The sequence below is a fragment of the Micromonospora sp. NPDC049081 genome, from assembly GCF_040648835.1.
GTDB lineage: Bacteria > Actinomycetota > Actinomycetes > Mycobacteriales > Micromonosporaceae > Micromonospora > Micromonospora antibiotica.
In genome coordinates, this window is sequence record NZ_JBEZEK010000008.1 from 145,559 (window position 1) to 166,547 (window position 20,989).

Below are 20,989 nucleotides of genomic sequence, written 5' to 3' on the forward strand. Positions count from 1 at the left end.
CACCTGCGGCCGGACACAGCGCGTCGGTGGGTCACAGCGCGTCGGGTCGGCACAGGGCCGGATGCCGCTCCCCGGGCCGCGCATACCAGGGGGCGTCGTCGGGGGCGGCGGCCGTGTCCAGCCGCAACCGCGCCCACTCGTCCAGCTCCGGCAACGCGTCGGGGGCGAACCAGCCGACCTCGGTGGACTCGTCACCGTCGGCGCGGGGCCACCCACCGACCGGCCGGCACCGGAACCACACGTTGAGGTACTCGCAGGCGTCACCGTTGGGGTAGACCACCGGGTGGGTGGCGACCCCCGCGATCCGGTCGACGACGACCCGTACCCCGGTCTCCTCCCACACCTCCCGCACGACGGCCTCGGCAGGCTGCTCACCCGGGTCGACCACCCCGGCCGGCAGCGACCAGCGGCCGTTGTCGCCCCGACGGGCCAGCAGCACCCGGCCCGCGTCGTCACGGACCACCCCGGTCACCCCGGGCAGCAGCAACAGGTCGTGCCCGACGTGGGCACGCAACTTCACGATGTACGGGGAGACGGCCACCGGCCCACGGTAACGGTCGTGGGACCGGTGGACCATCCCGACGCCCGCGCGACGCCGCCGCACCCGGGGCCAGGTGCAGCCTCTAGACTTGCCCGGCGATGGACCCGCAGCCCTCCCCCGCCGACCTGCGCCCCTGCGCGCACTGTGGACGTGACGTGCCGCAACGTGCCGGCGCGGGACGCCCGTTCCGCTACTGCCGGGACAACGACGGCGCCTGCCAGCGGGCGTCCCGCAACTCCCGGATGCGCCACCGCAACGCCCCCGGCCTGCCCGGCCAGGTGGCCCGCACCTGGGAGGCCGTCGACCGGCTCGACCAGGTGGTGGAAACCCTCACCGAGGCGCTGCACGCCGAGTTGTCCCCGGTCGGGGTGGAACGGCAACTCGCCCAGGCCCGCGCCGACGCCGCCACCGCCATCGCCCAGGCCCACGCCGCCCGCGACGAGGCCCGCGAAGCCGCCGAGACGGCCGCCGCGGAGACCACCCGGGCCCGGCAGGAGACCCGGGCCGCGGCCGCCGCCGCCGACGCGGCGCAGGCCCGCGCCGCGCAGGCCGACACCCGCGCCGCCGAAGCACAGCAGCGGGCCGGGCAGGCCGACACCGCCGCCGACGCGGCCCGCCGCGACGCCAGCGCCGCGCAGGCGCTGCGGGTGCAGGCCGAACGTGACCGGGACGCCGCCCGGCACGAGCTGCGGACCCTACGCACGGAACGCGACGCCGAGCGGCAACGCACCGCCGACCTGACCGCCGAACGCGACGCCGCCCGCGCCGACGCCGCCCGGGAGTTGGCCGACGCGCAGCGCGCCGCCGCCGAGGCCGCCGCCGCCCGCCAGGAGACCCAGCAGGCCCACGCCGACGCCGCGGCGGCCCGTACCCGCGCCGACACCGCCACCGAGCAGGCCCGGCAGGCGGAGGCCACCGCCGAGGCGGCCCGGCGGGACGTCGCCGCCGCACGGGCCGACGCGACGGCCGCCCGGCAGGAGACCGCCGCGCTGACCGCCCGCGCCGCCGAGGACCTGGCCGCCGCCCTGGCCCGGGTGGACACGCTGACCGCCGAGCTGACCCGGGCCCGCGCGGAGGTGACGCAGGCGCACCGGGCGACCGCCGCCGACCGGGCCCGGCTGGCCGAACTGGACCGGCTGCTGCCGGCGGCGCAGGCCGACCGTGACGCCGCCCAACGCCGGGCCGGTCAACTCGCCGACCAGGTCAGTGACCTGGCCGGCGCGCTGGCCCGGCTCAGCGGCCCCACTCAGCCGGGCTGAGTCGACCCCGACGGGTCAGGTCCGCCCGCGTCGCCGGGTCGGCCCACCGGGGCGGGGTGCACCTCGACCCGGGTGTCGTGGAACGTGGGCCCCCCACCGAGGTCGGTGTCCCGGACCCCGGTCACCGCGTTGACGGTGCTGCCGCCGGGGCTCAACCGGGCCCAGTACGCCTTGTAGGTGAACGCCAACCCGGGGCGGGTCGCGTCGTCCACGGCGACAGTGGCGAGGAACTCGCCCCGGTCGTTGTGCACCCGCGCCGGGTCACCGTCGGCCAGGCCCCGGGCGGCGGCGTCGACGGGATGCAGGTGGATGCGCGGCGGGCCGGTACGACCGAGGTGCCACGGCAACGACGCGAACGTCGAGTTGAGGAAGAACCGGCCGGCGGGGGAGATCAACGCCAGGGGGAACCGGCGGGCCAGCGCCGCGTCACCCACCTCGACCGGCGGGGTGTACCCGACGAGCGGGTCGACGCCCTGCGCGGTCAGCCGCGGGTCGTGGAACCGGGCCCGCCCGTCGAGGCTGGGGAACCCACCCTCGGCGTACGGGGCGGACCCCACCGCCACCCCCGTCGCCCGCACGTACGTGCTGCGTACCAACTCGTCGTAGCTGATGCCGGTGCCGTCGAGCAGCTGCCGGGCCAGGTCCTCGTCGCTGTCACGCAGCCGGGGATGGTCCAGCCCGAGCGCGGCGGCGATCCGCCGGAAGATCTCCGTGTTGGGTAGCGCCTGCCCCGGCGGGTCCAGCACCGGCAGGTTCAGGGTGGCGTAGTGGTGACCGTAGGAGGTGTGCAGGTCCAGGTGCTCAGGTTGCATGGTGGCCGGCAGCACCACGTCGGCGAAGTCGCAGGTGTCGGTCCAACGCTGCTCCAGCACCACGGTGAACAGGTCACCACGGGTCAACCCCCGACGCAGCAGGTTCTGGTCCGGGACGGTCGCGACCGGGTTGGTGTCGAACACCACCAGCGCGGTCACCGGCGGGTCCGCCTCCCCGGTCAGGGCGGCGGCGAGCCGACTCATGTTGATCGACCGGGCCGGGGGAGCGGGCATCCCGGCGGGCCGGGCGACCCGGTCGGAGTCGACCCGGTGATGCCCGCTGGTGGTGGCCAACGCCCCACCGCCGGGATACCGGAAATCCCCGGTGAGCAGGGGGATCGCCGCGATGGCCCGGACCGCCTGCCCGGCCCCGGCGTGCCGTTGCAGGCCCAGCCCGATCCGGATGGCGGTGGGACGGGTGGTGGCGATCCGCTCGCCGAGGCGACGCACCACGTCGACGTCGAGGCCGCACTCGGCGGCGGCACGCTCCACCGGCCACTCGTCCAGGCGGGCCGCCATCCGCTCCCACCCGACGGTGTGCGCGTCCAACCACCCGCGGTCGACCCCACCGACGTCCCGCACGTGCCGCATCAACCCCAGGGCGAGGGCGGCGTCGGTGCCGGGCAGCGGCGCCACGTGCTCGTCGCTGCGGGCCGCGGTGTCGGTGCGCAACGGGTCGATGGTGACCACGTACGCGCCGCGTTGTTGGGCCTGCCGCACGAACGGCCAGTGGTGCAGGTTGGTGGAGAGCAGGTTCGCCCCCCACAGGACGATCAGTTTCGCCTCGACCACCGACTCCGGTTCGAAACCGACGGACCCGCCGTAGATCGACCCGAGGGCGGCCCGGGACGCCGCGGTGCAGATGGTGGTCCGCAACCGCGACGCCCCCAGGTGGGCGAAGAGCCGGGGACCCATCGACCAGCCCTGCACCAGACCCATGGTGCCGGCGAAGTAGTACGGCAGGACCGACTCCGGTCCGTTGAGGTCGATGCTGGCCCGCAACCCGGCCGCGACCCGACGCACCGCCTCGTCCCAGCTCGCCGGCCGGTACGACACCGGCCCGACCCCCTTGGGGCCGACCCGCACCAGGGGGGTGGTCAGCCGGTCGGGCCCGGTGACCGCGTCGAGATAACGGTTGACCTTGCCGCACAACGCGCCCCGGGTGAACGGGTGACCAGGGTCGCCGCGCAGCGCCACCGGCCGCCCGTCGGTGACGGTGAGCTGCCAGACACACGTGTCGGGACAGTCCAGGGGGCACGCGCCGGGATGCACGGTGGTGGCCATGCCGCGGATGCTATCGCCACCGGCCGCCCCGGCACGGCCCGTCGTCGGCGCGGGACGCACCGGCGGCGGCTACCATCGCGGTGCACACCCGGGACACGGCACCGATGTCGACCCGGCCGCAGACGAACCCGCCGGGGCGGTGCGACGGCGGGCTACCCTTGCGGGGGCCGTCCCACCGGACGGGCGGGAATGCCCCGGCGGTGACCGGCCGTTACACCGGAAGACCAGCACCACGAACGAGGGGAAGTCGATCATGGGCGAGCGCATGCTGCGCGGAAGCCGACTGGGCGCGGTCAGCTACGAATCCGACCGCAACACGGAGCTCGCGCCGCGCCAGACCCGCGAGTACCTCTGCGCCAAGGGCCACCAGTTCGAGGTCCCCTTCGCCGTCGACGCCGAGGTCCCCACCACCTGGGAGTGCAAGTTCGACGGCAGCGTCGCCCGGCTCGTCGACGGCACCGAACCGGAGCAGAAGAAGGCCAAGCCGCCACGCACCCACTGGGACATGCTGCTGGAACGGCGCTCCATCGCCGAGCTGGAGGACATCCTCGCCGAACGGCTCCAGGAGGTCCGCACCCGCCGCGGCCGCGCCTGACGTACCGCACACCACGACGGCGCCCCCGGGGATCTCTCCCCGGGGGCGCCGTCGTGTCACCACCGCTTCCCCGCCCACCGGGACAACCGCAGCCCACGCCCCGGCCCCACCCGGGCCGAAAGACTGTGCCCGCTCCTGCGCGGGACCACCGGCCGGTCAGGGCCGGCGGGGCTCCACGATCTCCCCCTCGATGGCCCGCCCCCCGTCGACCGGCGGTGGGACCACCACGTCACCGTCGACCGGCGGCGTCGGCGTCGCCGGCTCCTCCCGACGCACCCGCACCGTACGCGGACCGAACAGGTCACCGGCCACCATCGACGACACCCGCCGCTCAGTGGCCCGCTGCACCCCCGAGCGCACCAACCGGCGCACCGGCGGCACCAGCAACACCACACCCACCACCCCACTGAACAGACCCGGCACCGCCAGCAGCAACGCACCGGCCAACCCGACCAGACCATCGGTCACCTGCCGGCCCGGCGGCTGCCGCGACTCCACCGACGTACGGAACCCCCGCCAGGCGCGCATCCCCTCCCGGCGCAGCAACACCAGACCCACCAGGGACGCGGCGAACACCAGCAGCACCGCCGTGCCGAACCCGACGGCCCGGCCCACCACGACGAACACCGCCAACTCCACCACCACCGCCAACAGCAGGGCCGGTGGCACGAACCTCAGGTATCGGCGCATCTCACCTCATCCGCGTCGCGCGGAACCCGCCCACCACCGTCAACCGGACAACGCCCGGGGCGACAGGCCCGCTCCTCCAGCATGCCACGCCCCACCTCACGGCCACCGGTCGTGACCGCGACGCAGCCGACCCGGCCGCCGGTCCCGCAACCCCCAGGTGGTGATCCGCCACAACGCCTCCGCCACGATCAACGGACTCATCTTGCTGGCCCCCCGCTCCCGCTCGACGAACGTGATCGGCACCTCCACGATCCGCACCCCCGCCCGGTGCGCCAACCGCGACAACTCCACCTGGAACGAATACCCCTGGGAACATACCGACTCCAGCCGCATCGCCCGCAACGCCGACAACCGGTACACCCGGAACCCACCGGTGGCGTCCGACACCGGCATCCCCAACGCCATCCGCGCGTAGAGGTTCCCGCACCGCGACAGCACCAACCGCCGCCACGGCCAGTTCACCACCCGCGCCCCACCCACCCACCGCGACCCGATCACCACATCCGCGTCGCGGGCCGCAGCCAACAACGCCGGCAGATCCTCCGGGGCGTGCGAACCGTCGGCGTCCATCTCCACCACCGCGTCGTAGCCGCGCTGCCGCGCCCACCCGAACCCCGCCAGGTACGCCGCCCCCAACCCCTCCTTGCCGGGCCGGTGCAGCACGTGCACCTGCGCGTCGGTGCCGGCCATCGCCTCCGCCAACGCCCCCGTACCGTCGGGGCTGTTGTCGTCGGCGACCAGCACGTCCACCGCCGGTGCCGCCCGGCGGACCCGGGCCACCACGTCGGCGACGTTGTCGGCCTCGTTGTAGGTGGGAATCACCACCAGCACCCGACCCACCCCGGGCTGCCCCGCGACTGCCTCACCCACGCCTGTCCCCCGTTCCTGCCGGCTCACCCGGCGACGGTGACCTCCCGCCGACGGCGCAGCATCCCCGCGACGACCAACGCCGCCACCGCCAGACCCGCCAGCGTCGACTCCGGCCACCGCCCGGCCCGGGTGGCCGGGGTACGCCCGTCGGAGAGCGTCACCTGCCGCACCACCACCGCCCGGGTGTTGAACCCGGTGGCGTCGCTTACCCGCCCGTCCGGGGCGACGAACCCGGACACCCCGACCGTCGAGGCCATCAACGCCGCCCGACCGTGCTCCACCGCCCGCAACCGCACCATCGCCAACTGCTGTCGGGCCTCCGCCACGTCGAAGGTGGCGTTGTTCGTCTGCACCACCAGCAACTGCGCCCCACCGTCGACGGTGTCGCGCACCAGACCGTCGTAGGCCACCTCGAAGCAGATCACGTCACCGAGGACCACCGGGCCCACGTCCACCACCCCCGGGGTCGACCCCGGCACGAAATCCGCCCGCACCCGGTCGACCTGCGACGACACCTTCCGCGCCAACGACCGCATCGGCACGTACTCGGCGAACGGCACCGGATGCCGCTTGGTGTACAACTGGGCCATGTCCGGGCCGGTGCCCGGCCGCCACAGGATGCCGGCGTTGCGCACCTCACCGTCACCCGGACCGGCAAGCACCGCACCGACCAGGATCGGCGCACCGATCGCGTCCGCAGCCGCGGAGATCCGCGCCCCGGCGGCGGCATTGCGCAACGGGTCGATGTCCGAGGAGTTCTCCGGCCACACCACCAGGTCCGGACGCGGCACCGCACCGGCGGCGACCCGCCCGGCCAACTCCACCGTCGCATCGGCGTGATTGTTGAGCACCGCCTGCCGCTGGGCGTTGAAATCCAACCCCAACCGCGGCACGTTGCCCTGCACGATCGCCACCCGCACCGACCGGCCACCGCCGGCACCCGTGGGGACCGCCAACCCCACCCCCACCAGCAGCAACAACCCGACCGCGACCCCGGCCACCGGCCGCCACACCCCGTCCGGGCCCGGCCACCGCCGCCACGACCCCACCAACAGCAACCCGCCGGCCACCGCAACGACCCCGGTGACCAGTGGGGCTCCACCGAGCCACGCCCACCCCAGCAGCGGCGACGCGTCCTGGCTGAACGCCAACCGCCCCCACGGGAACCCCCCGAACGGCGTCCGGTCGCGCAGCGCCTCCTGCCCCACCCACAACACCCCGGTCACTACCGGCCACGCCCACCGCCACCGGTCCACCACCGGCGACACCCACGCCGACGCCGCCCCCAGCAACGCCAGATAGCCGGCCTGCAACAACGACAACAACACCCACGGCAGCAGCCCGGTGTGCAGATTCGTCCACGCCAACAACGGGGCGAACAACGCCACCCCGGTCAGGAACCCCAACCCCGCGCCGGCCCGCAACCGCCGCCGGTGCACCGCCACCGCCAACCCGGCCACCCCCACCGGCGCCAACGGCCACCACCCGTACGGCGGGAACGCCACCAGCAGCGCCAACCCGGCCGCCACCGCCACCGGCACCGCCACCCGCAACGGCACCGGCCCCCTGGTCGGTCGTACCACCACCGGGGTACGCGTCTCATCCCGGTCGAGCGTCGTCACCGGCACCTCACCACGATCACGGGCCGAAGGCTACCCGCCCCACCCCGGCACCCCCGAACCACCGAGCCGCAGGCCCGAGCCCACCCGACACCGACCCGCCCCCGAACGACGCGACGCCGGCCGGCCCACCCCGGGGAACACCGGTGACACCGACCCCCGCAGCGGGCGGACACGAAATCGGGGCGCGGCCTCAGCCGCGCCCCGATGCTCCCAGGCCCTTCCCGGCCGGTGGGACACAATGAGCGACGCCGACCTTCGGACCGACCCGACGGTGGACTGGCTGCCCCCGCCCGGCCGTTGTCTACTGGCCGTACCACTCACCCTGCCCGTACACCGGTAACCGCGGCCGGTTCGCGCCGCCCCGCCGACCCCCGCCCGCTGGACCTGGCCGCCGCGACAAATACGCACCAACAATGTCGCTCGGCCAGCGGACGAAGGGACGAAGCGAACAACAGCCGCTTCCCGTAGTAGGACTCAAAGACGGTACGGCCTACACCCCCGCCGCTGTCAACCCACCACCGGCCAGTCACGTCCACCAACCCGGCGTGTCGCGTCGGCGGGTCTCAATCCCCACCGAGATGCCGACGCAACAAAGCCGCCGCCGCCACCGGATGCTCCCCCGCCAGCAACCCCCCGGCGGCCAGCACATAATCCACATCCACCACCGGCCGCGCCGCCCGCGGCAACGGCCACCCACCCGCACGATCAGCGAGCACCTGCGCCAACACCCCCACCCCGGCACCGGCCGACGCGTGACGCAGCACACCACCGGAACCCACCAGCAGCCGCACATCCCGCAGATCCCGACCCGCCCGCTCCCCCGTCGCCGCACCCCGGGCATGCCGCCGCAACGCCACCGTCGCCGCCAACACCGCGATCCGCCCGTCCACCGCCCGACCCGCCGCGTCAACCGGCAGGAACCCCGGATCAGCCGCCCGCACCGCCACCGCCGCCGCCAACTCCTCCTGCCCGACCGCATCGAGCAACCGTTCCTGCACCGCCGCCCGGACCACCCCCGGCGCGCTCCACCGCATCCCCAGGTCACCCTCCACGGTGCGGGCCCGCCACAACGCCCCAGCCACCTCCCGACCCGGCCCACCGGCCCGCTCGTCCGGCGTCAACACCGAATACACGTCGGTCGTCGCCCCACCCACGTCCACCACCGCCAGATCACCCCCCACCACGTCGGCGAGGACCTCCACCCCGGTCAACACCGCATCCGGGGTCGCCGCCCGCACCAACCGGGCGAACCGGGACCCCCGCGACAACCGCTTCCCCCCGATGACGTGCCGCAGGAACACCTCCCGGATCGCCGCCCGCGCCGACGCCGGCGCCAACACCCCGATCCGGGGCAACACGTTGTCCGCCACCGTCACCGGCACCCCCGCCGCCGCCAACACCTCCCGCAACCCCTCCCGCACGTCCACGTTGCCGGCCAACACCACCGGCACCCGCCACCGGGCCCGCGCCAACCGCGTCGCGTTGTGCGTCACCGTGTCGACGTCCCCACCGTCGGTGCCACCGACCAGCAACACCACATCCGGCCGCGCCGCCCGCACCGCCGCCAGCTCCGTCGCCGCCAACCGGCCCGCCGCCACGTGCACCACGTTCGCCCCCGCCGACAACCCCACCCGCCGACCCGCCTGCGCCGTCACCAACGGCTCGTAACCCACCACCGCCAACCGCAGCCCACCACCCGCCGACGAACACACGTACCACGGCAGAGCACCCGCACGCCCCACGCCGGCCCCGTCGACCGCCGCACCCACCGCCGCGTCCAACCCGTGCAGCACGTCCGTACCGACCGTCGTCGGCGCCGACGCCGCCCCCACCAACCGCCCCACGGCCAGGTCCACCACCGCCGCCTTCGTCCAGGTCGACCCGACGTCGGCGCAGACCGCCAGACTCACGCCGCCCCGGGAACGACCACGGTGCCCGTCGCCGTCACCGCCACGACCGGCTCCGCCAACACCTCCGCCGCCGACCCACCCCGCTCCGGCCGACCCCGACACACCACCCGCGCCACGAAATCGACCGTCCGGCTGCGGGTACCCACCCGCACCACCGTCGCCGTCACCTCCAGCACGTCACCCGCCCGCACCGCCGCCAGGAACTGCACGTCCGCGTACGACGCGAACAACCCCTCGTCACCATCGGTACGGATACACACCTCCGTCGCCACGTCCCCGAACAACCCCAACGTGTACGCCCCGTCCACCAGGTTCCCCGCGTAATGGGCGTGCGAATACGGCACATACCGCCGATGCGTCACCGTCAACCCGACCCGCGAATCGCTCATGCCCCCGCCTTCCTGCTCGTCACCAACGCGTGCACCAGATACGACGCCACCTCACCCGGCGTGGTGCCCCGACCGAAGATCCGGTCCACCCCCAACTCCGCGGTCATCGTCTCGTCGAACCGCGGCCCACCCACGATCAGCAACGGCCGCTTACCCGCCGGCAACGCCTCCCGGAACGCCGCCGACATCTCCCGCGTGTTGTGCAGATGCGCATCCCGCTGCGTCACCACCTGCGACACCAACACCGCATCCGCCCGCTCCCGCCGCGCCGCCTCCACCAGCTCCGGCACACTCACCTGCGCACCCAGATTGGTCACCTTCAACTCCCGGTAATACTCCAGCCCCTTCTCCCCGGCGATACCCTTCACATTCAGGATCGCGTCGATACCCACCGTGTGCGCATCCGTGCCGATACACGCCCCCACCACCGACAACTTCCGACGCAACCGCTGCTTCACCACCGCGTTGACCTCCTTGGCGCCCAGCAGCGGAAAGTCCCGCTCCACCACCTGCACCTGATCCAGATCCACCAGATGGTTCACCCGCCCGTACACCACGAAGAACGTGAACCCGTCACTCATCGGCTTCGCGTGCACCAGCATCGCCGGATCGATACCCATCCGGTTCGCCAACTGCACCGCCGCACCCTCGGCCCGCTTGTCGTGCGGCACCGGCAACGTGAACGACACCTGCACCATCCCGTCACCGGTGGTGTCCCCGTACGGCCGCACGACCCGCTTCCCCGCGACCGCGCCAGCCCCCACGACACCCGTGCCGTTCCCGCCGGGCATGCTCTCGCGGCCCGCACCGCGTTCGGTGCGCTCACTCATGCCGTTCCGGTCGGGCATGCCTTCGCGGCCCGCACCGCGTTCGGTGCGCTCACTCATGCCGTTCCGGTCGGGCATGCCTTCGCGGCCCTCACTTCGTTCGGTGCGCTCACTCATGCCGGCTGCTCCAGGATCTCCGTCGCCGGGTTGTAGTAGCCGGCCTCGTGCCGCGCCACCCCCGCCAACCCCTTACCCCGGTCCGCCGGGCGCTTCATGATGCCGAACGTGCCCTCGGCGATCGCCGTCAACAACGACTGGTCCCCGATCCGCTCCAACAACTGCACCGCCTCACCCAACACCCGGTTCGCCCGCTGCTGGATGAACCCACCCGGCGCCGGCACGAAATCCTCGTGCAACCCACCCGCCGCACCCAACACGTACCGCACGTTCTGCAACGCGATGTCCCGATCCGACAACCACGGCGTCACCACCGCCTCCGTCATCATCCCCACCAACAGGATCCCCTGCCCCGTCATCGTGCCCACCAGATTGAAGAACCCGTCCAACAGGTTCCCCCGGAACACGTCACCCGTCATGTGCTTCGTCGGCGGCATCCACTTCAACGGCGCATCCGGAAACAACTCCCGCGCCAACAACGCATGCGCCAACTCCAACCGGAACGACTCCGGCACATCCGGATTGATCTCGAACGCGTGCCCCAACCCCAACTGCCAGTCCGCCAACCCCGCCTCATGCGCGAAGAACTCGTTGAGCAACTGCGACACCGTCACCGTGTGCGCCTCGTCCACCGCATCCGCCGTGGTCAGATAGTTGTCCTCACCGGTGTTGATGATGATCCCCGCCCGCGCGTGCACCTGCCGCGAAAACCGCTGGTCCACGAACGTCCGGATCGGATTGATGTCCCGGAACAAAATCCCGTACATCGAATCGTTGAGCATCATGTCCAGCCGTTCCAGACCCGCCAACGTCGCCATCTCCGGCATACACAAACCAGACGCATAATTCGTCAACCGCACATACCGACCCAACTCCTTCGACGTCTCATCCAACGCCGCCCGCATCAACCGGAAGTTCTCCTGCGTCGCATACGTCCCCGCGAAACCCTCCCGGGTCGCCCCCTCCGGCACATAGTCCAACAACGACTGCCCCGTCGACCGGATCACCGCGATCACATCAGCACCCGCCCGCGCCGCCGCCTGCGCCTGCGGAATGTCCTCATAGATGTCCCCGGTCGCCACGATCAGATAGATCCACGGCCGCCGCACCGGATCCCCGTACCGCCTGACCAGACGCTCCCGCTCCACCCGCCGCCGATCAACCCGCCGCACCCCCGCCGCCACCGCCCGCCGCGACACCCGCCGCGCCGCCGTCGCCGCCCTCCCCGACGGCACCACGAACCGCACCGACCCCGCCGCCGCCTCCTGCGCCAACACCGTCACATCGTCGACACCCTCCCGCGCCAACGCGTCGAACACCGGCAACGCCACCCCGTGCCCCAGCCCCACATCCGCCACCACCGCATCCACCAACCGGTTCACCCACGGAATACCGTCCGGATCCGCCCCCGACACCCCCGCCAGCCGCAACACCGCCCGCTCCACCGACACCGTCGTGTGACTCCGCGCCAGATCCACCACCGGCTGCCCGGCCCGACGCGCCAACTCCCGCGCCCGACCCACCAACACCGGATCAAGACCAAGCTTGCCCGACCCGCCCTGCCGCGCCGTACCGATGGATCGCTCGCTCACGAAACGCCTTCCTCATAGATGACCTCACCACGCAACACCGTGCGCCGACACACCGGCAACGGCGTCGGATCCGCCGGACCCCGCAACTCAGGATCCTCGGCCTGCACCACCGGCAACCCCCGCTCCACCCCCGCCGGACTCGACCACACCGCGAACGTCGCCGGCGCACCCAACGCGATCACCCCCTCGTTGTCCAGATGCACCGCCCGCCACCCGCCCCGGGTGTGCGCCGCGAACGCCGCCCGCACACTCATCCGCTGCGACACACTGTGATGCGCCGCCGCCGCCCGCACCGAACCCCACGGATCCAACGGCGTCACCGGCGAATCCGACCCGAACGCCAACGCCACCCCCACCGCATGCATCGCCCCCATCGGATTCGACTCCAACGACCGGGCCAGACCCAACCGCGACTCGTACATCCGACCCGCACCACCCCACAACCGGTCGAACGCCGGCTGCATACTCGCCACCACCCCGTACTCCACGAACCCCGCGATCAACCGCTTGCTCATGATCTCCGCATGCTCCACCCGGTGCCGCGCCGCCCGCACCCGGTCCGTGCCCAACACCGCCGCCGCCCCCGCGAACCCCTCCAACACCGTCGCGATCGCCGCATCACCGATCGCATGGAACCCGCCCTGCATCCCGTGCGCCGCACAATCCACCAAATGATCACGAACCTGACCGGCACTCAGATAACCGTGACCGCAACCCTCACCGTCGAGGTAATCCCGCGACACGTGCGCCGTCCGCGACCCCAACGCCCCGTCCGCGAACAGATCACCACCCGCACCCACCGCACCCAACTCCCGCGCCCGCGCCGCCCCCGACAACTCACCCCAGTACCCGTACACCTCCGGCAACCCCGCCCCCGACAACGCCAACAACCCGGTGAAGTCCTCCTCGTCGGAAATCTGCGGACCACCACACTCGTGCACCGCCGCGATCCCCAACGACGCCGCATGCGCCAACGCCACCCGCTGCGCCGCCACCCGCTGCACCCGACCCACCGAACCCTGCGCCGCCGCCCGCACCACATGGTGCGCGTCGCGCCGCAACCACCCCGACGCATCGAAACCCGGCACCACCGCAGCCTGCGGACACGCCGCCAGCAACGCCTGCGACACCAACGCCGAATGGATCGACGCCTGCGACAGGTACACCCGCCGGCCACCCGCCGCCCGATCCAGCTCCACCGCATCCGGCAGCCGCGGATCCCCCCACGCCGACTCGTCCCAACCGTGTCCCAACACCACCGCGTCACCCGGCAGACCCGCCGCGAACGCCGACACCGCCGCCAGCAACTCCCCCGCCGACCGCACCGACGACAGCTCCAGACCCGACAACACCAGCCCGGTATCCGTCGCGTGCACATGCGCGTCCACGAACGCCGGCGTCACCAACGCCCCGTCCAGCTCCACCACCCGATCGGCGGCCGGCGCATCCGCCGCCCCACCCAACCAGGCGATCCGCCCGTCCCGCACCAACAGCGCCGTCGCGCTCGGCTCCGCCGGACAGTGCAGCACTCCACCGCGATACAACGTCGAGGGGTTCGTCATGGCACTCAGTCTGCCGCCAACCGGGACTCGAAGAGACCACGTACCCCCGGCTCCGACCGCAACAACCCCAACGCCAGATCCGCATGCCCCGGCACGAACCCGTTACCCACCAGCATCGTCACGTCCGCCGCCAACCCCTCCGCACCCAACGCCGCCGCCGCGAAACTCGTCGCCATCGAGAAGAAGATCACCGTGCCGCCGTCCGCCGTGGCCAACACCGCACCGTGCTCACACCCCGGCACGTCCACGCACACCACCGTCACGTCCGCCGGCCCACCCAACGCCGTCGTCACCGCCGACGACAACCCCACCGGATCCCGGGCATCGGCCAACGCCACCACCGACGCCAGACCAGCCGCCACCAGCGCGTCCCGCTCCGCCGCCACCGGCACCACCCCGACGGTACGACCCGCACCCGCCCGCCGCGCCGCCGCCAACGACAACGACCCGCTCTTACCGCCCCCACCGATCACCGCCACCGTCACCGCCGACCCGTCACCGGCGCGCTCCCGCCGCGCCACCTGCTCGGCGACCACCCGGGCCGTCAACGCCGGCGCCCCGCACACGTCCAGCACCGCCAACGCCAACTCCGGATGCAGGTCCCCCGGCAGCACCGCCGCGATCGACCGGGCGAACAGGATCGCGTACCCGTCACACGGCACCTGCTCGCTGCGCCCGTCCCAGCGGGCCAACCCGTCGAGGATCGTCAACGGCGTCAACGTCAACGACACCAGCGTCGCCACCCGGTCACCCACCGCCAACCCCAACGGCGACCGACGGCCGACCTCCTCCACGGTGCCGATCAGCATCCCGCCCGACCCGGTCACCGGATTCTGCATCTTGCCCCGGGTCGACACGATCTCCAGCACCTCGGCGCGGATCTTCTCCCCGTCCCCGTCGTGCTTCTGCGCCAACTGCCGGAAACTCGCCGCGTCGAGATTCAACCGCTCGACCCGGATGCGCACCTCGTTCGGGGCGATCCGAGGGTCGGCGTCCAGCCGCCAGGCCGCCTGCGGCAGCACCCCCGCCGGCTCCACGACACGGTGCAGGCCCACCGGTGACGTCACACCAACCTCCCCCCTCCACCGCCCGAAGCCCCGACCAGGACTCGCATCGCGGGAAAACTTACGGCAGACTAATTTCTTCGCCGGATATTTTCCAGTAGCCTTCGGATCTACCGATCATCAACCGCCGGCCACCCCGGCCACGCACACCACGAGGAGGGGCCGTGACCCAGACCCAACCGATGGCGACCATCCCTGGGCCCCGCCCCGCCCCGGTCGCCGTACCGACCGCCGGCCAGCCCTACGAATACCGCCGCAGCCCCCTGGTCGAGCCCGACTGGACCCGCTTCCCCGGCTGGCGTCACGTCACCCGCGAGCAGTGGGAGAACGCCCAGTGGCAACGCGTCAACTGCGTCAAGAACATCAAGCAGCTGCGCGCCGTCCTCGGCGACACCGTCGACGAGACCTTCTACACCGACCTCGCCGCCGACCAGCAGGCCCTGGCCACCATGTCGATGCTGGTGCCACCCCAGATGATCAACACGATGGTGCCGTTCGCCCCGATGACCACCGAGGCGTTCCGCGCCGACCCGATCCGCCGCTACATGATCCCCGTCGCCGCCGACCGGCGCACCGACTGGCCGTCACACCCCTACGCCAGCCGTGACTCACTGCACGAACACGACATGTGGGTCGCCGAGGGTCTCACCCACCGCTACCCCACCAAGGTCCTCGCCGAACTGCTCTCCACCTGCCCCCAGTACTGCGGACACTGCACCCGGATGGACCTCGTCGGCAACTCCACCCCCGCCGTCGACAAACTCAAGCTCACCCTCAAGCCCGTCGACCGCTACGACGCCCACATCAGCTACCTCAAGGCCCACCCCGGCGTCCGCGACGTGGTCGTCTCCGGCGGCGACGTGGCCAACGTCCCGTGGCGCAACCTTGAGTCGTACCTCATGCGGCTGCTCGAACTCGAAACCGTCCGCGACATCCGGCTCGCCACCAAGGCCCTCATGGGCCTGCCCCAGCACTGGCTCCAGAACGACGTCGTCGAGGGCCTGGAACGGGTCGCCCGCACCGCCGCCCGCCGCGGCGTCAACCTGGCCATCCACACCCACGTCAACCACGCCCAGTCGATCACCCCGCTGGTCGCGAAGGCCGCCCAGACCGCCCTCGACGTCGGCGTCCGCGACGTGCGCAACCAGGGCGTACTCATGCGCGGCGTCAACGCCACCGCCCCCGACCTGCTCGACCTGTGCTTCGCCCTGCAGGGTGAGGCCGGCATCCTGCCGTACTACTTCTACATGTGCGACATGATCCCCAACGCCGAACACTGGCGGGTCCCCGTCTGGCACGCCCAGCAGCTCCAACACGACATCATGGGCTACCTGCCCGGCTACGCCACCCCCCGGATCGTCTGCGACGTGCCCTTCGTCGGCAAGCGCTGGGTGCACATGCTCACCGAGTACGACCGGGAACGCGGCATCTCCTACTGGACCAAGAACTACCGCACCTCCATCGAGTCGGCCGACCTGGAGGCGCTCAACAAGCGCTACGCCTACTACGACCCGATCGACACCCTCCCCGAGGCCGGCCAGCAGTGGTGGGCCGCACACCGCGACGACTGACCCCACGACACACCCACCCCGCCGCCCCCGACGACCCGACCGGTCCCGGGGGCGGCGCGCGTCACGCCCCGCGCGGGGCGTACATGATCACGGCGACGCCGAGCAGGCAGATCGCCGCGCCCGTCAGGTCCCACCGGTCCGGCCGGAAACCGTCCACCAGCACCCCCCACGCCAGCGATCCCGCCACGAACACCCCGCCGTACGCGGCCAGGATCCGGCCGAAGTTCGCATCCGGCTGGAAGGTCGCCACGAAGCCGTACACGCCCAACGCGAGCACCCCGGCGGCGATCCACCACAGCCCCCGGTGCTCCCGCCAGCCCTGCCAGATCAGCCACGCCCCACCGATCTCGGCGAGCGCGGCCAGGACGAACAACACCAACGACCGGGCGACCAACATGCCCGCACGCTAACCCGGACAGCCCCCTGAGCATGCTCAGGGGGCTGTCCGCACGGGTGATCCGCTCAGCGCATGGCGTCCCGGACGTCGCGACCGGCGTCCTTGACGTGCTCACCGGCCTGCCGGGCGCGCGCCTCGCTCTGCTCGGTGGCACCCTCGGCGCGCATCCGCTCGTTGTCGGTGACGTCGCCGATCCGTTCCTTCGCGGCGCCGGTCAGCTCCTGGGCCTTGTTCTTCGCCTTGTCGGTGAAGCTCATGTCGCCTCCTGTCGCTGCGGCGGTCACGGGGCCGATGCCCCGCACCCGTGGCGTCCCCGCTCTGTCCGGCTCGAAACGAATTCGCGCCGTAGGCGCTGCTGTTCGTGGTGTGCCGTGGCACACCACCGGTAAGCCATCCTAGGACAATAGGCGGCGAGCGGTGGCCTGCTGCCGGTGATCAGGAGGGCTGGACCTGGTCGAAGAGGGCGAGGGCTTCGGCGGGGTCCGGGCTCACCAGGCGTTCCAGACCGGCCGTCGTGATCCTCGACCAGGTGGCGGCCCGGGCCCACATCCGTTCCTCGAAGGCGCGGACCGCCTCGTCCAGATTCTCCGGGTCGGCGGCGATGGCCTCCGCGAGCTCGGCACCGTCCAGCATCGCGAGGTTCGCGCCCGCCCCCAACGGTGGCATCAGGTGGGCGGCGTCGCCCAGTAGCGTCACCCCCCGGACATGGTCCCAGGTGTGGGACGCGGGTAGGACGTAGACGGGTCGGTGGGCGAAGGCGGTGCCGTGGCCGAGCAGGTCGCGCACGGGAGCGGCCCAGCCGTCGAACAGCGCCAGCAGACCCGACCGGGTGGCCTCGACATCGGCCAGGTCCAGGTGCGCGTGCCAGTCCAGCGGCGCACGGAGCCTGGCGTACACCTTGACGTGACCGCCGCTGTTGCGTTGGGCGACGAGAGACCGGTTCACGCCGTACACGGACACCGAACCCGCACCGATGAGCCGGGCGAGGTCAGGGTGGCGGGTGTCGACGTCGTCGAGGGAGGTCTCGACCGAGGTGACACCGGTGTACTGCGGCGTCACCGACGAGACCGCCGGACGGACCCGGGACCAGGCGCCGTCGGCGCCCACCACGAGATCGAACGCCTCCGGCGGCCCGTCGGCGAAATGCACCAGGACGCCCTCCCCCGCCCCCGGCACCACCCGCGTCACCTCCCGCCCCCACCGCACGTCCAGCGAGCCGAGCAGCAGATCGCGGAGTTGCCCGCGGTCGATCTCCGGATTGGCCCGCTCGTCCGGGGCGGGTTTCCAGTCCCGCAGCACGGTCCCCGCGGCGTCCAGGATGCGCATGGCCTGTCCTTCGGGACGGGACAGCGCCTCGAACTCCGCCAGCAACCCCGCCTTGTCCAGGGCCCGCTGCCCCAGCCCCTCGTGCAGGTCCAGCGTGCCGCCCGGGGGGCGGGAGTCGGGCGAGGGATCACGTTCGAGGACGGCGACCCGGTGGCCGTGGCGGTGCAGGACCCGGGCGAAGGTCAGACCCGCCGGGCCGCCCCCGACCACAGCTATACGATGTCTCATGGCGATACACCGTATAGCTCCCCTACAATTCAGCGCAACGACAGGGAGTGATCATGAGTGTCTGGGACCGGCCCGCCCCGCCGAACCCCCCCGTACCGCTCGACCGGGGGCAGATCATCGCCGCCGCCATCGCGCTGGCCGACGAGGGCGGGCTGGCGGCGGTCTCGGTGCGTAAGGTCGCCGCCCGACTGAACGCCGGCCCGATGCGGCTGTACGGCTACATCTCCACCAAGGACCAACTGTTCGACCTCATGGTGGACGAGGTGTACGCCGAGATCCTCCCCGGGGAGCGACCCGGTGACTGGCGGGAGGCGTTGCGCGGCCTCGCCCACCGCACCAGACAGGCCGCGCTGCGGCACGAATGGCTGGCCGACCTGCTCGGCGGCCGCCCGGCCCTGGGCCCGAACGGCCTCGCCGTCACCGAAGCCACGCTGGCCGCCCTCGACGGCCTCGCCGACGTCGACACCGTCATGCGCGCCGTGGAGACGGTCAGCGCCTACTTCACCGGCGCGATCAGGCGCGAGGTCGCCGACCTGCGGGCCGAACGCGCCACCGGCCTGTCCAAGCGCGAGTGGCAGCGTGCCTCCGGCCCGCACGTGACGAAGATGCTGGCCACCGGCCGTTTCCCGGCGCTGAGCAGGGCCGTGCACGACGGCACCGAGGTGGCCGCCGAGGTCTCCTTCGCCACCGGCCTGGACTGGGTCCTCGACGCCGTGGCCGCCAGACTCACCCGACCGGCGGGGTGACGATCCACTCCCGCCGCAGGTGGGAACCCCGCAGAACGACGGCACGCTCTGCGGTCCCGGTCCCGGTCCCGGTCCCGGTCCCGGTCCCGGTGCGGGTGCGGGTGCCGGTGGCGGTGGCGGAAACCGGCGAACGGACCGGTGTCTCCGCGCCGGGAACTGCGGGCGGAGCCGGGCCGGGCCCGGCGGATGCTGGTTGACTGGGGGGATGAGCGAGATCATCCTGATCCGGCACGGCGAGACGACGTGGAGCGCCAGCCGGCGGCACACCTCGTACACCGACCTGGAGCTGACCCCCGACGGCGAGCGGCAGGCCCGCGCGCTGGCCGGGGTGCTGACCGGCCAGCGCCTCGCCACCGTGCTCGCCAGCCCCCGGCGGCGGGCGCTGCGCACCGCGCAGCTCGCCGGCCTCACCGTCGACCACACCGACGACGACCTCGTGGAGTGGAACTACGGCCGGTACGAGGGCCGCACCACCGCCGACATCCACACCGACCGGCCGGACTGGGACATCTGGACCGACGGCTGCCCCGACGGGGAGGCCCCCGACGAGATCGGCGCCCGGGTCGACCGGCTGCTCGCCCGGCTCACTCCCCTGCTGGAGCGGGGCAACGTGGGCCTGGTCGGGCACGCCCACCAGCTGCGGGTGGTCGGCGCCCGGTGGATCGGGCTGCCCCCGTCCGGCGGCGGCAAACTCCGCCTGGACACCGCCACCGTCAGCGTGCTCGGCCACGAACACGGCCGACCGGTGCTCCTGCGCTGGAACGGCCGCTGAGCGGGCCCCGCGTCACGCCACCCGCCGACGGGGCACCACCGGGGGTGTCAGGCCGACGCCTCCGCGCCACCCCGGGCCCGGGGCCGCAACTCGCCGACGGTGATCTTCGGCGGTCGCCCCTCGTACGGCGTCGACAGCACCACCGTCGTGCGGGTGGTGACGTTCGCCGCGGTACGGATCTCCTGGAGCACCCGTTCCAGGTCGGCCGGCCCGGCCACCCGCACCAGCAGCAGGTAGAAATCCTCCCCCGCCACCGAGTAGCAGGAGTCGATCTCGGGCAGGTGGGCCAGCCGCTCCGGCGCGTCGTCCGGTTGGGACGGGTCGAACGGCCGGATCGCCACGAACGCCGTCATCGGCAGGTCCAACGCCTCGAACGACACCCGGGCGGTGTACCCGTTGATCACACCGCGCTGTTCCAGCCGGCGGACCCGCTGGTGCACGGCCGAGACCGACAGGCCGACCCGCTCCGCCAGATCCGTGTACGACAGACGGCCGTCGGCGGTCAGCGCGGCGACGATGGCACGGTCGATCTCCTCCACGCGTGCAACCTACCCGGTGGAGCGCTCCCCTGGCGACGACGTCCCGCCGGAGGTGACGCTCAGCGGGCCGCCCGGTCGCGCACCGCGTCCGCGGCGAAGTTCAACACCTCGGCCAGATCGTCCTCGTCGAGGAAGGGCAGATCGGTGAGGATGTCCGTCACCGACATCCCCTCCGCCATCATCGCCAGCAGGGTCGCCACCGGGATCCGGGACTGCCGCACGCAGGGTGCGCCACCCATCACCTCGGGGTCGATGGTGATCCGGGGAAAGGTCACC

21 protein-coding genes are annotated in these 20,989 nt (G+C 72.6%); 5 read left to right on the top strand and 16 right to left on the bottom strand.

Features of this window, described 5'->3' with window-relative positions; genetic code table 11:
* Positions 1–31: 31 nt before the first annotated feature.
* Complete coding sequence (locus AB0B63_RS14785) at positions 32–541, bottom strand: NUDIX domain-containing protein (RefSeq protein WP_208565954.1); 510 nt, start codon at positions 539–541, stop codon at positions 32–34.
* A gap of 98 nt (positions 542–639) precedes the next feature.
* On the opposite strand from AB0B63_RS14785, the gene AB0B63_RS14790 reads away from it, so the two are divergent.
* A complete protein-coding gene (locus tag AB0B63_RS14790) occupies positions 640–1,800 on the top strand; it encodes a hypothetical protein (protein ID WP_357018519.1) in 1,161 nt (386 codons plus the stop codon).
* Here the strand turns inward: AB0B63_RS14790 and AB0B63_RS14795 are convergent.
* A complete protein-coding gene (locus AB0B63_RS14795; protein WP_208565956.1) occupies positions 1,788–3,896 on the bottom strand; it encodes a molybdopterin oxidoreductase family protein in 2,109 nt (702 codons plus the stop codon). The two genes, AB0B63_RS14790 and AB0B63_RS14795, sit on opposite strands and share 13 nt — an antisense overlap.
* A gap of 253 nt (positions 3,897–4,149) precedes the next feature.
* On the opposite strand from AB0B63_RS14795, the gene AB0B63_RS14800 reads away from it, so the two are divergent.
* The gene (locus AB0B63_RS14800) at positions 4,150–4,491 is read left to right on the top strand and encodes an RNA polymerase-binding protein RbpA (RefSeq protein WP_007070998.1); all 342 of its coding nucleotides are present in this window, start codon (positions 4,150–4,152) and stop codon (positions 4,489–4,491) included.
* A gap of 156 nt (positions 4,492–4,647) precedes the next feature.
* On the opposite strand, the gene AB0B63_RS14805 is transcribed toward AB0B63_RS14800, so the two are convergent.
* From AB0B63_RS14805 to AB0B63_RS14845, 9 genes are all read right to left on the bottom strand, one after another.
* Positions 4,648–5,181, bottom strand: coding sequence for an FxsA family protein (locus AB0B63_RS14805; RefSeq protein WP_357018524.1), 534 nt, complete (start codon positions 5,179–5,181; stop codon positions 4,648–4,650).
* Between the two features lie 96 nt (positions 5,182–5,277).
* Complete coding sequence (locus tag AB0B63_RS14810) at positions 5,278–6,051, bottom strand: polyprenol monophosphomannose synthase (protein ID WP_208566443.1); 774 nt, start codon at positions 6,049–6,051, stop codon at positions 5,278–5,280.
* Positions 6,052–6,074: 23 nt separating this feature from the next.
* Positions 6,075–7,634, bottom strand: coding sequence for an apolipoprotein N-acyltransferase (gene lnt, locus AB0B63_RS14815; protein ID WP_357018712.1), 1,560 nt, complete (start codon positions 7,632–7,634; stop codon positions 6,075–6,077).
* A 602-nt stretch (positions 7,635–8,236) separates the two neighbouring features.
* Positions 8,237–9,583 (bottom strand): glutamate mutase L, encoded by a 1,347-nt coding sequence (locus AB0B63_RS14820; RefSeq protein WP_357018528.1) that lies wholly within the window; start codon positions 9,581–9,583, stop codon positions 8,237–8,239.
* The gene (locus tag AB0B63_RS14825) at positions 9,580–9,972 is read right to left on the bottom strand and encodes a hotdog domain-containing protein (RefSeq protein ID WP_208565960.1); all 393 of its coding nucleotides are present in this window, start codon (positions 9,970–9,972) and stop codon (positions 9,580–9,582) included. The genes AB0B63_RS14820 and AB0B63_RS14825 overlap by 4 nt, the downstream gene beginning before the upstream one ends.
* On the bottom strand, positions 9,969–10,763 hold the full coding sequence (locus AB0B63_RS14830; RefSeq protein ID WP_208566444.1) for an OAM dimerization domain-containing protein: 795 nt from the start codon (positions 10,761–10,763) through the stop codon (positions 9,969–9,971). Before AB0B63_RS14830 ends, AB0B63_RS14825 begins: the two co-directional genes overlap by 4 nt.
* A 149-nt stretch (positions 10,764–10,912) precedes the next feature.
* Positions 10,913–12,508 (bottom strand): lysine 5,6-aminomutase subunit alpha, encoded by a 1,596-nt coding sequence (locus tag AB0B63_RS14835; protein WP_307799036.1) that lies wholly within the window; start codon positions 12,506–12,508, stop codon positions 10,913–10,915.
* Complete coding sequence (locus AB0B63_RS14840) at positions 12,505–14,070, bottom strand: amidohydrolase family protein (protein WP_357018533.1); 1,566 nt, start codon at positions 14,068–14,070, stop codon at positions 12,505–12,507. Before AB0B63_RS14840 ends, AB0B63_RS14835 begins: the two co-directional genes overlap by 4 nt.
* Before the next feature lie 5 nt (positions 14,071–14,075).
* Positions 14,076–15,125, bottom strand: coding sequence for a zinc-binding alcohol dehydrogenase (locus tag AB0B63_RS14845; protein WP_208566446.1), 1,050 nt, complete (start codon positions 15,123–15,125; stop codon positions 14,076–14,078).
* 191 nt (positions 15,126–15,316) lie between these two features.
* On the opposite strand from AB0B63_RS14845, the gene AB0B63_RS14850 reads away from it, so the two are divergent.
* Complete coding sequence (locus AB0B63_RS14850; protein WP_357018716.1) at positions 15,317–16,705, top strand: lysine 2,3-aminomutase; 1,389 nt, start codon at positions 15,317–15,319, stop codon at positions 16,703–16,705.
* A 61-nt stretch (positions 16,706–16,766) separates the two neighbouring features.
* Here the strand turns inward: AB0B63_RS14850 and AB0B63_RS14855 are convergent, their stop codons facing one another.
* The 3 genes from AB0B63_RS14855 to AB0B63_RS14865 all read right to left on the bottom strand — a co-directional run bounded on the left by AB0B63_RS14855 (position 16,767) and on the right by AB0B63_RS14865 (position 18,656).
* Entirely contained in the window at positions 16,767–17,102 is a 336-nt protein-coding gene (locus AB0B63_RS14855) for a YnfA family protein (protein ID WP_357018536.1), read from the bottom strand.
* A gap of 65 nt (positions 17,103–17,167) precedes the next feature.
* Positions 17,168–17,359 (bottom strand): CsbD family protein, encoded by a 192-nt coding sequence (locus tag AB0B63_RS14860; protein ID WP_208565963.1) that lies wholly within the window; start codon positions 17,357–17,359, stop codon positions 17,168–17,170.
* Positions 17,360–17,537: 178 nt separating this feature from the next.
* Positions 17,538–18,656, bottom strand: coding sequence for an NAD(P)/FAD-dependent oxidoreductase (locus tag AB0B63_RS14865; RefSeq protein ID WP_208565964.1), 1,119 nt, complete (start codon positions 18,654–18,656; stop codon positions 17,538–17,540).
* A gap of 53 nt (positions 18,657–18,709) precedes the next feature.
* Between AB0B63_RS14865 and AB0B63_RS14870 the strand changes: the two genes are divergently transcribed.
* Positions 18,710–19,402 (top strand): TetR/AcrR family transcriptional regulator C-terminal domain-containing protein, encoded by a 693-nt coding sequence (locus AB0B63_RS14870; RefSeq protein ID WP_208565965.1) that lies wholly within the window; start codon positions 18,710–18,712, stop codon positions 19,400–19,402.
* Positions 19,403–19,607: 205 nt separating this feature from the next.
* Positions 19,608–20,174 (top strand): histidine phosphatase family protein, encoded by a 567-nt coding sequence (locus tag AB0B63_RS14875; RefSeq protein WP_208565966.1) that lies wholly within the window; start codon positions 19,608–19,610, stop codon positions 20,172–20,174.
* A 47-nt stretch (positions 20,175–20,221) separates the two neighbouring features.
* On the opposite strand, the gene AB0B63_RS14880 is transcribed toward AB0B63_RS14875, so the two are convergent.
* Together AB0B63_RS14880 and AB0B63_RS14885 are read right to left on the bottom strand one after the other, a co-directional pair.
* Positions 20,222–20,713, bottom strand: a complete 492-nt coding sequence (locus tag AB0B63_RS14880) for an Lrp/AsnC family transcriptional regulator (protein WP_208565967.1) — start codon at positions 20,711–20,713, stop codon at positions 20,222–20,224.
* A gap of 59 nt (positions 20,714–20,772) precedes the next feature.
* Positions 20,773–20,988, bottom strand: a complete 216-nt coding sequence (locus AB0B63_RS14885) for a DUF433 domain-containing protein (RefSeq protein WP_208565968.1) — start codon at positions 20,986–20,988, stop codon at positions 20,773–20,775.
* Position 20,989 lies beyond the last annotated feature (1 nt).